Below are 14,620 nucleotides of genomic sequence, written 5' to 3' on the forward strand. Positions count from 1 at the left end.
TGCCGAAAATCGGCGGCCCACACCGCCGACGATTTTCTGGCTGCCGCTCAGCCCTGGAAGATGACCGGGAACCAGTCCTCGCGCAGCCTCTGTCCCGGCTGCATGCCATGGCCGTGGTAGGGGGGCGAGGTGCGTCCCGGCCGCTCGACATAACGCGCATCGTCGCCGACCCAGCGCAGCGACAGCGCCCGGCGCCGTGCCGAGGTCATGTTGCCACGCGCGCCATGCGCGGTCCTGAAGTCGAACAGGATGGCGTCGCCCGGCTCCATTTCCCATTCGAGCACCTTCATCGACGGGTCCTTGTCCGGGTCCGGCACCGGCCGATAGTCGCCCTCGCCGGCATAGAAATTGCTGTCGTCGAGCCAGCGCACCGGCAGGATCATCTTGTCCCATTTGTGCGAGCCGGCGATCAGGCGCAGCGTCGCCTCCTTCACCGGATCGATGGGGATCCAGAAGCTCACCGTCTGCTGGCCATCAACGAAGTAGTAGGGGATGTCCTGGTGCCAGGGCGTCGGCTTCTGCGTGCCGGGTTCCTTGACCAGAACGTGATCGTGGAAGAACTGCGCGGTGCGCGACTGCATTACCGCCGCTGCCAGTTCGGCGGCGGGCGAGTTCCGCACCACGCTGACGAATTCGGGAATGCGCTCCCAGTTGCAATAGTCATCAAAGAAACTGCCGCGGCCATTGGCGATATCGGACGCGGTGGCGCTGCGGTTCTGCATGTTGCGCTCGACCCCGGCGGCAATTGTGTCGACCCAACCCTTGAAAGCACCGCGGATGCAAACGGCACCGTCGCGCTGGTAGTCGGCGATCGTCTTTGCGTCGATGACCTGGGTGTCGATTGTCTGGGTCTCAGTCTTGGAAGACATGGCTTTCTCCTCTTGGAATGACCGACTATCGCAATCCGCTTTCATTCAGTAAAATAATAGCTTCTCATTCTGCACATAGGATTACCCTATGAATGTGACCCTCACGCAGCTGCGTTATCTGGTTGCCGTTGCGCGTCATGGCAGCGTCACCGGCGCCGCGAAAATGCTGAACGTCTCGCAGCCTTCGGTTTCGGTGGCCATTGACGCTGTCGAAAAGAATTTCGGCCAGAAGCTGTTCGTCCGCCAGCGAGGCAGCGGCGTGTCGCCGACGTCGTTCGGCCGCGCTGTCGTGGCGAAGGCAAGACAGGTTCTCACCGAAACGGACGAACTCGTCGGCCTGGGTTCAAGCAAATCGGCCGTCGGCGGTGAACTGGTGCTGGGATGTTTCGAGGACCTGGCGCCTTTCTTTGCGCCGGCCCTGATCCGCGCCTTCTCCGAACGCTATCCGGCCGTGAAAATTGTCGTTCGCGACGAGACATTCGAAACGCTCGGGCGGCGGCTCGGTGACGCCGCCATCGATCTCGGCCTTACCTACGACCTCAGCCTGCCGACACATTTCGCCCGCATCCTGCTGCGCGAACTTCGGCCGCATGCGCTGTTGCCGGCAGGCCATGCCCTGGCGGATCGTTCCGAGGTCAGCCTTGCGGATCTGGCTGCCTATCCGCTGATCACGACAGACCAGCCGCACAGTTGGCAGCACATGCTCGACCTGTTCCGCAGCCGTGGCCTCTCCCCGGTCGCGGACACAACGACGGGTTCGTTCGAACTCCAGCGCAGCATAGTCGCCAATGGCTTCGGCGTCGCCGTCAGCTACACCCGCCCGCATGGCGACCGCAGCTATGACGGCCTGCCGCTCCTCTGCAAACGGTTGTCCGATCCGCTGCCCATGCAGCGGATCCTGCTCACCTATGACACGCACCAGCGCGTCTCCAATGCGGCGCTGGCGTTCATCGAGGTCGCGAAGGATTGGTTCGCCTCTCATGACATCTTCGCGTCCGCAAGCGAGACTGCTTGACGGCCTTCCAGTCTGCTGCCAATCCAGCAGCATGGAACCGATCCAGTCGAAAGCGGCCCAGGGCCGTGTCGCCGATGCACCGAACGGCCATTGGGTCTATCGCGTGCTGCCGCGCTCGATATGGCCCTATGCGCAGCTTGCCCGGTGGGACAGGCCGATCGGCTGGCAATTGCTTTTGTGGCCGTGCTGGTGGTCGGCAGCACTTGCGGCGAGCGCCTATCCGCGTCCCGGCGATCCGCTGCTCTCGCTGCTGCCGGCGCCATTGTATCTCGTGCTTTTCCTGATCGGCGCCATCGCCATGCGCGGCGCCGGCTGCACCTACAACGACCTCGTCGACGAGGACATCGACAACAAGGTCGAGCGGACGCGGTCACGGCCGCTGCCGTCGGGCAAGACCACGCGCCGGCGGGCATGGGTGTTTCTTGTCCTGCAGGCGCTGGTTGGCCTGGTGGTGCTCATACAGTTCAACAGTTTCGCCATTCTGCTCGGCATCTGCTCGCTGGCCATCGTCGCCGTCTATCCGTTCATGAAGCGGATAACCAACTGGCCGCAACTGGTTCTCGGCCTTGCTTTTTCCTGGGGTGCCCTGATGGGATGGGCGGTCGAGTTCGGCGACCTCGATGGGCCCGCCATCATGCTCTATATCGGCTCTATCCTGTGGGTGATCGGCTACGACACGATCTATGCGCATCAGGACAAGGAAGATGACGCCATTGTCGGCGTGCGCTCGACGGCACGCCTGTTCGGCGACAACACCAAGTCATGGCTTGTCGGGCTCTATGGCGGCACGCTTGTGTGCTTCGCCATCGCCTTCGCGTCGGCACAGGCTCCGGTGGTTGCGCTGGCCGGGCTGATCGCCGCCGGCGCCCATATGGCGCGGCAGATCGCCGTGCTGGATATCGACAATCCGGACCAATGCCTGCGGCTGTTCCGTTCGAACAACCAGGTCGGCTGGCTGATCTTCCTTGGCCTGATCGGCGGCGCGGTGTGGGTGGCACTGAAGCCGCTGGTGTAGCGGCTTTTTCCTTCTCCCCTTGTGGAGAAGGAAGGACGCGCCAAGCTCTTCCTATTCGCGCGAAATGATCTCCTGGCCGTCGATGACCAGCCTGAGACCGAGATCGCCGGCCCTGCGGCGGGCGAGGAAGCGCGGGCGGCGCATGTGCGAAACGCGGCCCTTGCGACGATCCTGCGGCGGCAGCGTCTTGATGGCGGCGCCGAGCGATTCTTCCAGGGTACGGGCGACGCCGTCCGATTCGATCAAGAGCATCGGCAGACGGTAGGCGTCGGCCCAGGCGCGCCAGTCGGCGGCGACGTCTTCGAGATCATCGGCCACCAGCAGCGGCACCGACAGCATCGGATCGTTATGCAGGAGTTCCAGCGTCACCGTAACATTGCCGTCCGGATCCTCCATCGCACGGGCGGCGACGCCGCGAAACGCATTGGCTGGCAGCGCGATGATCGCCGGCAAACCGCTCATCTCGAGCATGCGGCGGATCACTGCGCCCCGCTTGTCGATGGTAAAGGTCACGTCGCCGTAGTCGTCGCGTGTGGCGTAGCTGACCACTTGCGGCAGGCGGAATGGGTCGAGACGCATGTTGCGTCCGGCCCAGACTGGCTTCAGTCCGGTGTTCATAGAGTGCCTTCCTGTCTGTCTCCTGAGAGCCGGTGTCCGGTTCTCTCCGGGCCGGTTTTTCCAGCCTCGTTTGTGAGCAGACAGTAGCGCGGGCACCTTACCGCCCCGCTTAAGAAAGTCGGTTAAATTTTGCTGATCTGCGGGATGGTTATCGGAATGCCACCAGCCACAAGATGCCGAAAGGATCAGATAACCTTACCGGGATTCATGATGCCGGCTGGGTCGAAGGCAGCCTTCACCCGGCGCATCAGCTCGATCGCCATCGGTGGCGCTGTGGCGATCAGTTCGTCCCGCTTCAACTGGCCGATGCCATGCTCGGCCGAGATCGAGCCATGCAGGCTGCGCACCACGTCATGCACGGCCGTGTTCATCGGATGATAGAGAGCGAGAAACGCCTCGTCGTCGCCGTCGACGGGCCGCGAGATGTTATAGTGCAGATTGCCGTCACCCATATGGCCGAAGCAGACCACGCGGGCGCCGGCACTCACCGACGCCACCGCCCCGGCGGCCTCCTCGATGAAGCGCGGGATCGAAGCGATCGGCACGGAAATGTCGTGCTTGATCGAAGCGCCCTCCGGCTTCTGCGCCTCGGGCAGCAGCTCGCGGAAGTTCCAGAAGGCATCGCCCTGCCCAAGACTTGCGGCAATGACTGCGTCGCCGACGAACTCCTGTTCGAGACCAGTCGAGAGCACCTCCTCGATCAATGCCCGCGAATCCTCCGATGAGCGGCCGGACGAAATCTGCATCAGCACATACCACGGCCAATCTTCGATCAGCGGCCGCACCACGCTCTGGGTATGCGCCAGGGTGAAGTCGTACGGGCGCTTGCCGATCAGTTCGAAGGCGGTGAGCGCTGCTCCGGCGCGGTCCATCGCCAGGCTGAACAGGGAGAGCGCTGCTTGCGGCGATGACAGGCCGACGAAAGCCACCTCGCGCCCTTTCGGTTTCGGGAACAGCTTGAGCACGGCGGCTGTGATGACGCCTAGCGTGCCCTCGGCGCCGACGAACAGGTTCTTCAGGTCGTAGCCGGTATTATCCTTTTTCAGCTTGCGCAAATCATCGAACACCTCGCCCGTCGGCAGCACCACTTCAACCCCAAGGCAGAGTTCGCGCGCATTGCCATAGGCAAGCACGCCGGTGCCGCCGGCATTGGACGACAGGTTGCCGCCGATCTGGCAGGAGCCCTGCGCAGCCAGCGACAGCGGAAACAGCCGGTCGACGCCATCGGCCGCTTCCTGCAGCGTCTGCAGGATGACGCCGGCTTCGACCGTCACCGTGTTGGACAAGACATCGATCTCGCGGATGCGGTTCAGCCGCGACAGCGACAGCACGATCTCGCGGCCGGATCTGTCCGGCACCTGGGCGCCGACCAGTCCGGTGTTGCCGCTTTGCGGGACGACTGGCGTTCCCGTCTCGGTCGCCAGCCGCATGATCTGGCTGACTTCCTCGACGCTGCCCGGCCGCAGCACCAGCGACGTCGCGCCATGCCAGAGCCCGCGCCGCTCGGTGAGGTAAGGCGCGATGTCCTGCTCGTCGCGCAACGCGTATTTGTCACCGACGATCGCCGCGAAGCGATCGATGAGAGCGGGATCGAGTTTCTCTGATATTTCGGTCATGGGGAAAACTACGTTGCTGCCAAGATGTTGTCACGAGGGGCGGCGGCGCGCGAGAGCCGATCGTTGATCGCCTCGCCAAGCCCGTCGAAGGGAACCGGCTCGACGGCGATAATCCGTGCGCCGCTGCTGTCGAGTGCCTGCATATAAGCGAAAAGATTGCTCGCCGCTTCGCGCAGGTCGCCTGTCTCGGACAGGTTGACGAACGCGGCGGCGTGTCGCCAGCCTTCGGCTCGCCGGCTGCCGAAGCCGAGCAGGGCTTCGCCCTCACCGACTGTTCCGGCGTTGAGCCGCATCGCGGCGTCAGGCGCATAGTGCGAGGCAAGCATACCCGGCGCCTCGACGCCGGCGGCGCCGCCGCGCAAGAGCTCCATGCCGATGGCCGCCTCGATGTCTTCGGCGGCAATGCCGCCGGGCCGGAGCAGCCGCAATCTTTCCCCTTCGGCCTTGACGATGGTCGACTCCAGCCCGACCGGCGTCGCTCCGCCATCGACCACCAGCTTTATGCGTGCGCCGAGATCCGCCGCCACCGCTTGCGCCGTGGTAGCGCTGATCTTGCCGGATGAATTGGCGCTGGGCGCGGCAAGCGGGCGGCCGAGGCGGGCGATGAGGTCGCCGCCAAAGCCTCTTGGCATGCGCAAGGCAATCGTATCGAGCCCGGCCGTGACCAGCGGGTGGATGCCATTGCCGGGTCGCTGCGGCAGCACCAGCGTCAGCGGACCCGGCCAGAACGCAAGCGCCAGTTTCTTCGACAGCGGATCAAACAGCGCAATGCGCTCGGCCATCGCCAAGTCGGCGACATGGGCAATCAGCGGGTTGAAGCGGGGCCGCCCCTTGGCTTCAAAAATGCGCGCCACGCCGACGCCGTTGGTGGCGTCGCCGGCAAGCCCGTAGACGGTTTCGGTCGGGATGGCGACGACATCGCCGTCCCGGAGCAGGGCCAGCGCCCGCTCCAGCGCCTCGCTGACGGCAAGTATTTCAGCCACTCTCATCACCTCGCAGATGCCGGCTGCGTAGTACGATGGCGGCTGTTGGGCAAGTCGGCTGTTGCGACAAGTCGCTGTCGGGCAATCTGGGCATTGGCGATTTATCAATCGCTAAAATGCTACGTTCCCGCGAAAGCCGGCATCAATTCCGGCCCGCTACTGTGCGGCTTCTGGGCAAAGGGGAGCGATCATCGTGTCTGTGCGTATGCTGCTGGGTATTGTCGTTGTGGTGACGGCTGGCGGGGCACAGGCCTCGTCGCTGGTTTTCCCCGGCGTGCCCTCCTCGACGCCATCCATCATCAAGCTCGATGCCGCCAAACCGCTGAAGACCGCCGAAACCGCCAAGGCCAGCAATGTGCAATCGATGGTGGGGCTCGGCGAAGCGCAGCCCGACGTCACTTATGAAAAGGTGTCGGCGATCACCGACAAGCCGGAGGCCAGGCGTGGGTTTGAGCAGAACCCGATGGTCATTCGCGGCGGCGTCGTTGGTCCCGCCTTCTCGGCGCCGGCGCCAAGCGCCGCCTCGGCGAAAGCCACCGCACCAGAGGCGGGCACCACGCCGGCGACGGGCACCACGCCGGCGACGGGCACCACGCCGGCGACAGGTACTGCGCCGGCGACAGGTACTGCGCCGGCAACGGCTACAGCCTCCGCCGCGCCTGCGGGAGATGCCGGCACAAACTCGGCCTCGCCACCGAAAGCACCCGCACGAGCAACAACCCAGCCCGTTCGCGGGGTCAGCAAAGCCAATTAGAGGCTGGACTGCGACTTGACTGGGGTCTGGCGCCCGGCGCACCATTGGCAGGCAAACCCGTCCTGGTTCTTCGCCGCTGGGTGCCACTGTCCGAATTTCGTCAAGCGGCCATGGTAGACGGGTTTTTGTCATTTGGGGTAAGGGGGGCTGATCATGAGAAAATTCAAAACCGTCACTGCGGCCGGGCTTCTGCTGGCGTCCTTGTTTGGCGCCGGCGCGGCCCAAGCCGATGACATGCTGGGATCCTATGTCGCGCGCATTTCCGATCGGGATCATCGGGCGAGTGACGGCTATGCACTGGAGACTGCGGCGCAGATCGTACGGCAGGACCGCGCCAACTGGCACAAATTCCACCGTCGCGACCGCGATGACGAGGGTGATGGCTGGTTCAGGACCAACGACCAGCGCGCCGATTTGCAGCGCATGCTGGAGCGCTCCGGCGCGATGAGCTCCTCGACCAAGCGCGCCATCGTCAATGGCGAGCCGCTGATCCAGGTCGACGTCTACGAAAACAGCGTGCGCGTCAGCATTCTGGAAGACTGACCCGTCAGCTTCCGGGAAGCCTGACCCAGTCAGCTTCCGGGAAGACTGACAGGTTGGCATCTGACAGAAAGGGCGGCGCGTCAGCGCCGCCCTGTTATCAATCGATAGATCGGCAGCCTAAAATCAGGCGGCTTCTTCCTTGTCGTCGTCTTCTTCGGACTCGTCGTCTTCGGATTCTTCTTCTTCGGATTTCTCGTCGTCGCCTTCAGCCTTCACGCTGTCATCGGCGTCGTCTTCGTCCTCATCGTCTTCTTCATCTTCGTCGTCATCCGAGAGCGTGGCGGCTTCGTCTTCGTCAGACTCTTCGCCTTCTTCATCGTCGCCGTCTTCGTCATCATCCGACAGATCGGCCGCTTCGACCGTGCCGGCGGCAGCGTGATCGAGGGCGGTTTCGGAAGCGGATTCAAGCGCCTCGGCGGGAGCCGGGGTTTCTTCTGTCACTTCGATTTCGTGATCGGAATTCATGGAAGCCTCCGTGGGTTGGGGAACATGTCCCTTTTGCCACGGAGAGATCATCGTCATATGACTGTAAGCCGGCTCGAAGGGCCTATCTTCAGAATTTTCAGGCCTCAACCCGCGATCTTCGAGAAGTCCGCGACCTGACCGGTAGCCGCCCGGATGCGGGCGAGGAGCGCCAGTCGGTTGGCGCGCACGGCCTCGTCCTCATCATTCACGAGAACATGCTCAAAGAATGAATCAACGGGTTCGCGCAACACGCTAAGCGCCAGCAAAGCGCCGGAAAAGTCTTCGTTTTGAATCGCTTCGCCGGCTTGCTTCTCAGCCTGATTCACCGCCGCAAACAGCGATTTCTCGGCGTCCTCGCGAAACAGCGCCGGCTCAACAGTCTTGGCGACCACCGTTTTCTTCTTCTCCTCGGCGGCCAGGATGTTGGCCGCGCGCTTGGTGCCGGCGAGCAGATTCCTGCCGTCCTCGGTGTCGAGGAAAGAACCAAGCGCCTCGACACGGCGCACGATCTGCAGCAGGTCGTCCGACTGCGGTGTGATGACCGCGTCGATCAGATCATGCCGCGCACCCTGGTCGCGGAGGTAGACTTTGAGGCGATCATGGAAGAAGGCGAGGAGGTCGGAAACCCTCCCCACGATGGGTGCCAGCGCCAGTCGAATATCATTTTCGATCAATATTCTAACCACCCCGAGCGCTGCCCGACGCAACGCATAGGGGTCCTTCGATCCCGTCGGCTTTTCGTCGATGGCCCAGAAGCCGATAAGCGTATCCAGCTTGTCGGCTAGCGCGACAGCGACCGATACCGGATCGCTCGGCACACGGTCGGAAGGACCTTGCGGCTTGTAGTGTTCTTCCGCCGCCGCGGCGACCGAAGCATGCTCGCCCTGCAGCAGCGCGTATTTGCGGCCCATGGCGCCTTGCAGTTCGGGAAATTCTCCGACGACTTCGGTGGTGAGATCGGCCTTCGCCAGGACAGCGGCGCGGCGCGCCAGCACAAAATCGGCGCCGACGATCGGCGCCAATTCCTCGGCAAGCCGGGCAATCCGCTCCACCCGCTCACCTTGCGTGCCGAGCTTGGCGTGGAAGGTGACGCCGAGATGATCGAGGCGCGCCATGCGCTGGTCGAGCGGCTTCTTCAGATCGAGCCCGAATTTTTCCGCCGATGCCGCGAGCTGATAGAGGTCCGGCAAATCGCCCTGGTCGGTCGTCCAGAAATAGAGCGCATCGGACAGCCGGGCGCGCACCACCTTGCCGTTGCCGTGGGCGATCTCCTTGCCGCCATCCTTGGCCTCGATGTTGGCGGTGAGGATGAAGCGATTGGAAAGACCCTCGGCAGCACCCTGCGGCCGCGTGACAAAGCATTTCTGGTTGGCGCGGATGGTCAACCGGATCACTTCGGCCGGAATGGCCAGGAAAGCCTCCTCGAACTCGCCCATCAGCACGACCGGCCATTCGACCAGCCCGGAGACTTCCTCCAGCAGCCCTTCGTCCTCGACAAGATCGAGCCCGTTGGCGAAGGCGAGATTGCGCGCGTCGGCAAGGATGATCTCCTTGCGCCGGTCGGCGTCGAGCACGACCTTGGCCGCCTCCAGCTTTGAGACATAGTCGTCGAAGCGGCGCACCGTAATGCCGCCAGGCGCGTGGAAGCGGTGGCCATAGGTGATGTTGCCCGAGCGGATGCCGTCGATCTCGAAATCGACCACCACCGGTTCCTCGGTCTCCGGGCCGAAGGTGCACAGGATCGATTGCAGCGGCCGCACCCAGCGCAGCGAACCGGGCTTGGCCGAGGCCGGCCCCCAGCGCATCGATTTCGGCCAGGCGAAGCCGCGGATGATGCCCGGCACCAACTCGGCGATGATCTCTTCCGATGCCCTGCCCGGCTTCGAGATGTGGGCGACGTAGAAATCGCCTTTCTTAGGATCGGAATGGACATGCGCCTCGGCGATCGACGAAAGCCCGGCCTTGCGCAGGAAACCTTGCACCGCCTGTTCGGGCGCCGTCGTAGACGGTCCCTTGATCTCCTCGCTTATATCCTTCGAGCGCGCGGTCAGGCCCCTGATATCGACCGCCAGACGCCGCGGGGTCCAGTACTCGCGCGCCGCCTCATAGGTCAGGCCCGCCTCGACCAGACCGTCGGTCAACATCTTCCTGAGATCACCCGCCGCCTTACGCTGCATGCGCGCGGGGATTTCCTCTGAGCGAAGTTCGAGAAGCAGGTCAGGCATGGATGAGGCTCACGCGGCAAGATGGTCCGCGCGGGGCATAGCAACTCGGCTGGCCGCTGTCACCCTTTCCGGAAATTTTGGCCGCCCTGTCGGGACGAGGCGACCCCGCCCGTCCTTGGATCAAAGATTTCCATGAACCGAACGCAGCGCTGAAGCGACCCACGCTCAGGTAGGGAACTATTGGCTGAACGACCATGAAAACGGCATCCAGACTTCTGCAGATTGTAGCACTCACCGCCTGCTTCACCGCGCAGGCTCACGGTGCCTTCTCGATGCCGGGCGTTCGGCAGGCATTGCGCACGATCGACGGTGCCACTGGTCAGAACGTGCTGCCGATCAACGCTTGCCTCGAGGTGATGAAGCGTGCCTGAACTCAGGCCGCCAGTCCACCGGCCTGCGTCTTCAAAAACGCCTCGCCGCAGGCCTTCGCCAGATTGCGCACCCGCAAGATGTAGCTCTGCCGTTCCGTGACCGAAATCACGCCACGCGCGTCGAGCAGGTTGAAGACATGGCTGGCCTTGATGCACTGGTCGTAGGCCGGGAAAACCATGCGGTGCATCGGCAGATTGTCGTTCGACGCCGGTGCACCGGCATCGAGCAGCGCCTTGCATTCGGCCTCGGCGTCCTCGAAATGGCGCAGCAGCATCGCCGTGTTGGCGTATTCGAAATTGTGGCGCGAATACTCCTGCTCGGCCTGCAGGAAGACATCGCCGTAGGTGACCTTGTCGGCCCCTCCGCGGCCGTTGAAGTTGAGGTCGTAGACATTGTCGACGCCCTGCACATACATGGCCAAGCGCTCCAGCCCATAGGTCAGTTCGCCCGCCACTGGGGCGCACTCAATGCCGCAGACCTGCTGGAAATAGGTGAACTGCGACACTTCCATACCGTCGCACCAGCACTCCCAGCCCAGCCCCCAGGCGCCCAGCGTCGGGCTTTCCCAATCGTCCTCGACGAAGCGGATGTCGTGTAGCAGCGGATCGACGCCGATCGCCGCCAGCGAGCCGAGATAGAGCTCTTGCAGGTTCGGCGGATTCGGCTTCAGGATCACCTGGTACTGGTAGTAATGCTGCAGCCGGTTCGGGTTCTCGCCATAGCGGCCATCCTTGGGGCGGCGCGACGGCTGGACATAGGCGGCGTTCCAGCGTTTTGGCCCGAGCGCGCGCAGCGTCGTCGCCGGATGAAAGGTGCCGGCGCCGACCTCCATGTCGTAGGGCTGCAGGATGACGCAACCATAGTTCGCCCAGTAATTGTGCAAGGTCAGGATCAGCCCCTGGAACGAGCGGCTGGGATGCATATGGGCGGGGATTTCAATCGTCGGAATCGTCACGGGGGCCTCGGCAGCAAAGGCTAGCTTGCCGGCACGTCCTAGAGACACGGCGGCGTAGCGTCAAGCAAGGCGCACCTGTGCGGACCTAGCGAGCCCGCCGATGATGTTGAAAGCTTTGCGAGCGACTGGCCCATTGCCGGCCATGGGCGCCTGCGGTCTGCTCATGCCGCAAAGTGTCAGGACAACAGGTTCAATCATGCCCAGTTCCACCATCATCCGTCCCATCGCCCGGCAGGATTTCGACCAATGGATGCCGCTGTGGGACGGTTACAATGCATTTTACGGCCGCTCGGGCGAGACGGCGCTGGCAAGCGAGATCACCGCGATGACATGGTCGCGCTTCTTCGATGCCTATGAGCCGATGCATGCGCTGGTTGCCGAGAGCGAGGGACAGCTTTTCGGCCTCGTGCATTACCTCTTTCACCGCAGCACCACGGCGATCTCGCCGAATTGCTACCTGCAGGACCTTTTCACCACAGAGGCCTCGCGCGGCAAAGGCATCGGCCTGGCCCTGATAGAGGGCGTCTACGAGCGTGCCCAGGCCGCCGGTTCGGGGCGGGTGTACTGGCTGACGCATGAGACCAATCACACGGCGATGAAGCTCTATGACAAGGTCGGCGAGCGCTCCGGGTACTGGTGCGTGTTGAGTTTTAGGACGGATGGACGTCCAAACGAAAACGGGGCTCCGAAAGAGCCCCGTTTGCATTTCAAGAAACCGATTTCACCCCTTCGGGGCTGGCACCGGCTCGGGCTTGACCTTCGGGGTTTCCTGCGCGGTGTTGGACTCGATGGGCGGCAGGCCCTTCATCAGCTTCTGCTGCAAGGTGGCCAGTACATCGGGGTCCGGCTTCAAGTCGCGCGCCTGGTTCCACTGGAAGGTGGCTTCCAGCTTGCGGCCGACACGCCAGTAGGCGTCGCCGAGATGATCGTTGAGAACCGGATCTTCCGGCTTCAGCGACACCGCGCGTTCCATCTCGCGCACCGCGTCATCGAACCGGCCGAGGCGGAAATAGGCCCAGCCCAGGGAATCGACGATGTAACCGTCGCTCGGCCTGAGATCGACGGCCTTCTGGATCATCGCCAGGCCTTCCTTGAGGTTCGTATTCATGTCGACCCAGGAATAGCCGAGATAGTTCAGCACCTGCGGCTGGTCGGGGAACAGTTCCAGCGCCTTGCGGAAGCTCGGTTCGGCCTTGGGCCATTCCTTTAGCCGCTCATAGGCGATGCCGCGTTGGTAGAAGATGTTCCAGTTGGCGGCAGTCGGCGTCTTCAGCACCGTGACTGCCTTGTCGTAGAGATTGGCCGCCGAGCGGAAATCATCCTTCGACGAGTAGACGCCGCCGAGCGCCAGATAGGCGCGCATGTCGTCGGGATGCGCGTCGACGAAAGCCTTCAGATGGGTGATCGCCTCGTCCTGGCGATTGAGATCGGCAAGGTTGAGGCCGAGTTGCAGGTCCGAAAGCTCTTTCAACGGCGAAGAGTCGGGGATGCGCCGATAGAGCGCGATGGCGCCCTCGCCGTCCTTCAACTGCTCGGAAACGGCCGCGAGTTGCACCAGGGCTGCGTCGCTGTCAGGCTTCAGGGCCAAGGCATACTGCAGGTAAAGACGGACGAATGGCTCGCCACCGCCGCGATTGAGCGCCGTGGCGAGATTAAGCAGGATCTCCGACGCGCCGTCCGATGGGCCGGCAGCGAAAGGCGCAATCTTGTCACCCTTGCTGATCTTGTCGCGCAAGGCGACGATTTCCAGCTTGCCCGGCGCAAACGCCTCGGCCTGATCGAGCACCGACAGTGCCTTGTCCTTGTCGCCCTTGCGGGCCAGGAACGACGCGTAGGCCTGGGCGTTGCGCATCCAGGTTTCGGGAGCCGCACCACCGGCGGCCGTATCCTGCATCGTCGCGGCGTAGATCGCCTCGGCCTTTTCGGGCATGCCCGACGCGTCGGCGATCAGCGCGCGATGGAAGGACTTGAACAGGCCGAACCAGTCCGGCCCCTGCAACTTGTCGATGGACGCCATCGCATCGCTGGCTTGGCCGGCGCCTTGTTGGGCCCAGCCGGACATGACGCCGGATATCAGTCGGTCGAGATCGGATTCCAGCGACAGCTTGAGCCAGTACTGTGCTTTGGCGAAATCCTTCTTGTGGAAGGAATCGACCGCGAGCGCCAGGCGCGAGAAGCGCTCGACATCGGGAACTTCCTTGAGCTTGTCGGCATAGACCAGGGATTCGTCGAAGCGCCCTTGAGCGATCAGCGACAGCATCAGGCTCTGCTGCAGGCCGGTGTCGCTCGGATTGAAGGCCAATGCCTGCTTGTAATAGGCGATGGCGCTGTCGAGGTCGTTGTCGCCTTCGGCGATCCTGGCGGCCAGATAGGCACCCGAGAACGACGTGATCTTGACCGGTTCGGCGGTTTGCTTGGCATAGGCCGGCAAAGCCGAGATCGCCATGCCTGTCACAATTGCCAGCCTTGTCAGCCAGCGCGCACGTCCTTGCTGCATCGTATCCCTTTCAGCCAGGCGCCATCTCCGCGTCAGCGGGATTGGCGTAGACTCGATCTTTCCGGGCAAAGCATGGCCTTTTTGGGGTCACGCTTCAATCCGCCTCGAATTCACAATCCGGGCACCCGATTAACAAACCATGGCGACCAGGGACAGTTTTCCGTTTTCGAGTTCCGGTCATGGCCCCGCGCGGAGCCGATCATATCACATCTTCGGTCCGCTGGGACTCCGATATCAGCGCTTGCCCGGCAAGGCAGGCCGCTGCACCTGCGTGTCGCGATAACCGAAGGCGTTCACGGCATGGAGGATGTTGAAGGCGAGGATTGAGAGCGCCGCTTCGACTTCACCGCCTAAGCCCCCTGGTGAGGAACCTTCCACCGCCCGACATGCGCTTGATCGTCCCGAAGAGGTGCTCAACGGTACATCGTCGGATCGTCATCAAGCCGGGGTCGGCGTAAGTTCTCGCCTCCATTCAGCCCCGCGAGAAGCGGAGCGTACGCGGCGAGCCTGCGGGATACGAACTCGGTAAAGAGCCGCACGCGCTTCGTCTTGCGTGTCTCCCCCTGCGTGAGAAGCCAGAGCGTTCCGTACATGTGCAGGTCGGTACCCGGCACCCTCACCAGTAGGGGGTCGGCATCGCCAACGAAGCACGGCAGTGTCGTCATCCCGAGCCCTTGCCGTGCAGCAACGATC

The 14,620-nt window shown here is 63.2% G+C and carries 13 protein-coding genes and 2 pseudogenes; 6 read left to right on the forward strand and 9 right to left on the reverse strand.

Features of this window, described 5'->3' with window-relative positions; all coding sequences use genetic code 11:
• Positions 1-47: 47 nt before the first annotated feature.
• On the reverse strand, positions 48-869 hold the full coding sequence (locus AC1DZP_RS30065) for a phytanoyl-CoA dioxygenase family protein (protein WP_477307413.1): 822 nt from the start codon (positions 867-869) through the stop codon (positions 48-50).
• Positions 870-957: 88 nt separating this feature from the next.
• Between AC1DZP_RS30065 and AC1DZP_RS30070 the strand changes: the two genes are divergently transcribed.
• The gene (locus AC1DZP_RS30070; RefSeq protein ID WP_477307415.1) at positions 958-1,884 is read left to right on the forward strand and encodes a LysR family transcriptional regulator; all 927 of its coding nucleotides are present in this window, start codon (positions 958-960) and stop codon (positions 1,882-1,884) included.
• Between the two features lie 31 nt (positions 1,885-1,915).
• Positions 1,916-2,899, forward strand: coding sequence for a 4-hydroxybenzoate octaprenyltransferase (gene ubiA, locus AC1DZP_RS30075; RefSeq protein WP_184871429.1), 984 nt, complete (start codon positions 1,916-1,918; stop codon positions 2,897-2,899).
• A gap of 51 nt (positions 2,900-2,950) precedes the next feature.
• Here ubiA and AC1DZP_RS30080 read toward each other — a convergent pair whose 3' ends face one another.
• The 3 genes from AC1DZP_RS30080 to AC1DZP_RS30090 form a co-directional block, all read right to left on the reverse strand.
• A complete protein-coding gene (locus AC1DZP_RS30080) occupies positions 2,951-3,517 on the reverse strand; it encodes a DUF6101 family protein (RefSeq protein ID WP_095091904.1) in 567 nt (188 codons plus the stop codon).
• 185 nt (positions 3,518-3,702) lie between these two features.
• The gene (locus AC1DZP_RS30085) at positions 3,703-5,133 is read right to left on the reverse strand and encodes an FAD-binding oxidoreductase (protein WP_477307417.1); all 1,431 of its coding nucleotides are present in this window, start codon (positions 5,131-5,133) and stop codon (positions 3,703-3,705) included.
• An 8-nt stretch (positions 5,134-5,141) separates the two neighbouring features.
• The gene (locus tag AC1DZP_RS30090; RefSeq protein WP_477307419.1) at positions 5,142-6,122 is read right to left on the reverse strand and encodes an L-threonylcarbamoyladenylate synthase; all 981 of its coding nucleotides are present in this window, start codon (positions 6,120-6,122) and stop codon (positions 5,142-5,144) included.
• Positions 6,123-6,309: 187 nt separating this feature from the next.
• On the opposite strand from AC1DZP_RS30090, the gene AC1DZP_RS30095 reads away from it, so the two are divergent.
• Together AC1DZP_RS30095 and AC1DZP_RS30100 are read left to right on the forward strand one after the other, a co-directional pair.
• Entirely contained in the window at positions 6,310-6,870 is a 561-nt protein-coding gene (locus AC1DZP_RS30095) for a hypothetical protein (protein ID WP_477307421.1), read from the forward strand.
• Between the two features lie 153 nt (positions 6,871-7,023).
• Complete coding sequence (locus AC1DZP_RS30100) at positions 7,024-7,413, forward strand: hypothetical protein (RefSeq protein ID WP_477307423.1); 390 nt, start codon at positions 7,024-7,026, stop codon at positions 7,411-7,413.
• Between the two features lie 123 nt (positions 7,414-7,536).
• Here the strand turns inward: AC1DZP_RS30100 and AC1DZP_RS30105 are convergent, their stop codons facing one another.
• Complete coding sequence (locus tag AC1DZP_RS30105) at positions 7,537-7,878, reverse strand: ATPase (RefSeq protein WP_477307425.1); 342 nt, start codon at positions 7,876-7,878, stop codon at positions 7,537-7,539.
• Between the two features lie 104 nt (positions 7,879-7,982).
• Positions 7,983-10,103, reverse strand: coding sequence for a glycine--tRNA ligase subunit beta (glyS, locus tag AC1DZP_RS30110; RefSeq protein WP_477307426.1), 2,121 nt, complete (start codon positions 10,101-10,103; stop codon positions 7,983-7,985).
• Positions 10,104-10,297: 194 nt separating this feature from the next.
• Here glyS and AC1DZP_RS30115 point away from each other — a divergent pair, with 194 nt between their 5' ends.
• Positions 10,298-10,474: a hypothetical protein gene (locus AC1DZP_RS30115; RefSeq protein WP_477307428.1), complete on the forward strand. Its 177-nt coding sequence runs from the start codon at positions 10,298-10,300 to the stop codon at positions 10,472-10,474.
• Positions 10,475-10,476: 2 nt separating this feature from the next.
• On the opposite strand, the gene AC1DZP_RS30120 is transcribed toward AC1DZP_RS30115, so the two are convergent.
• Positions 10,477-11,397: a glycine--tRNA ligase subunit alpha gene (locus tag AC1DZP_RS30120; RefSeq protein WP_477307434.1), complete on the reverse strand. Its 921-nt coding sequence runs from the start codon at positions 11,395-11,397 to the stop codon at positions 10,477-10,479.
• Between the two features lie 229 nt (positions 11,398-11,626).
• Here AC1DZP_RS30120 and AC1DZP_RS30125 point away from each other — a divergent pair.
• Positions 11,627-12,064, forward strand: a pseudogene (locus AC1DZP_RS30125) (N-acetyltransferase family protein); the annotation flags it as partial.
• An 87-nt stretch (positions 12,065-12,151) separates the two neighbouring features.
• Here AC1DZP_RS30125 and AC1DZP_RS30130 read toward each other — a convergent pair.
• The gene (locus tag AC1DZP_RS30130) at positions 12,152-13,927 is read right to left on the reverse strand and encodes a tetratricopeptide repeat protein (protein ID WP_457153151.1); all 1,776 of its coding nucleotides are present in this window, start codon (positions 13,925-13,927) and stop codon (positions 12,152-12,154) included.
• A gap of 413 nt (positions 13,928-14,340) precedes the next feature.
• Positions 14,341-14,620, reverse strand: a pseudogene (locus AC1DZP_RS30135) (hypothetical protein); the annotation flags it as partial.

The organism is Mesorhizobium sp. P2_F8, from assembly GCF_056403655.1.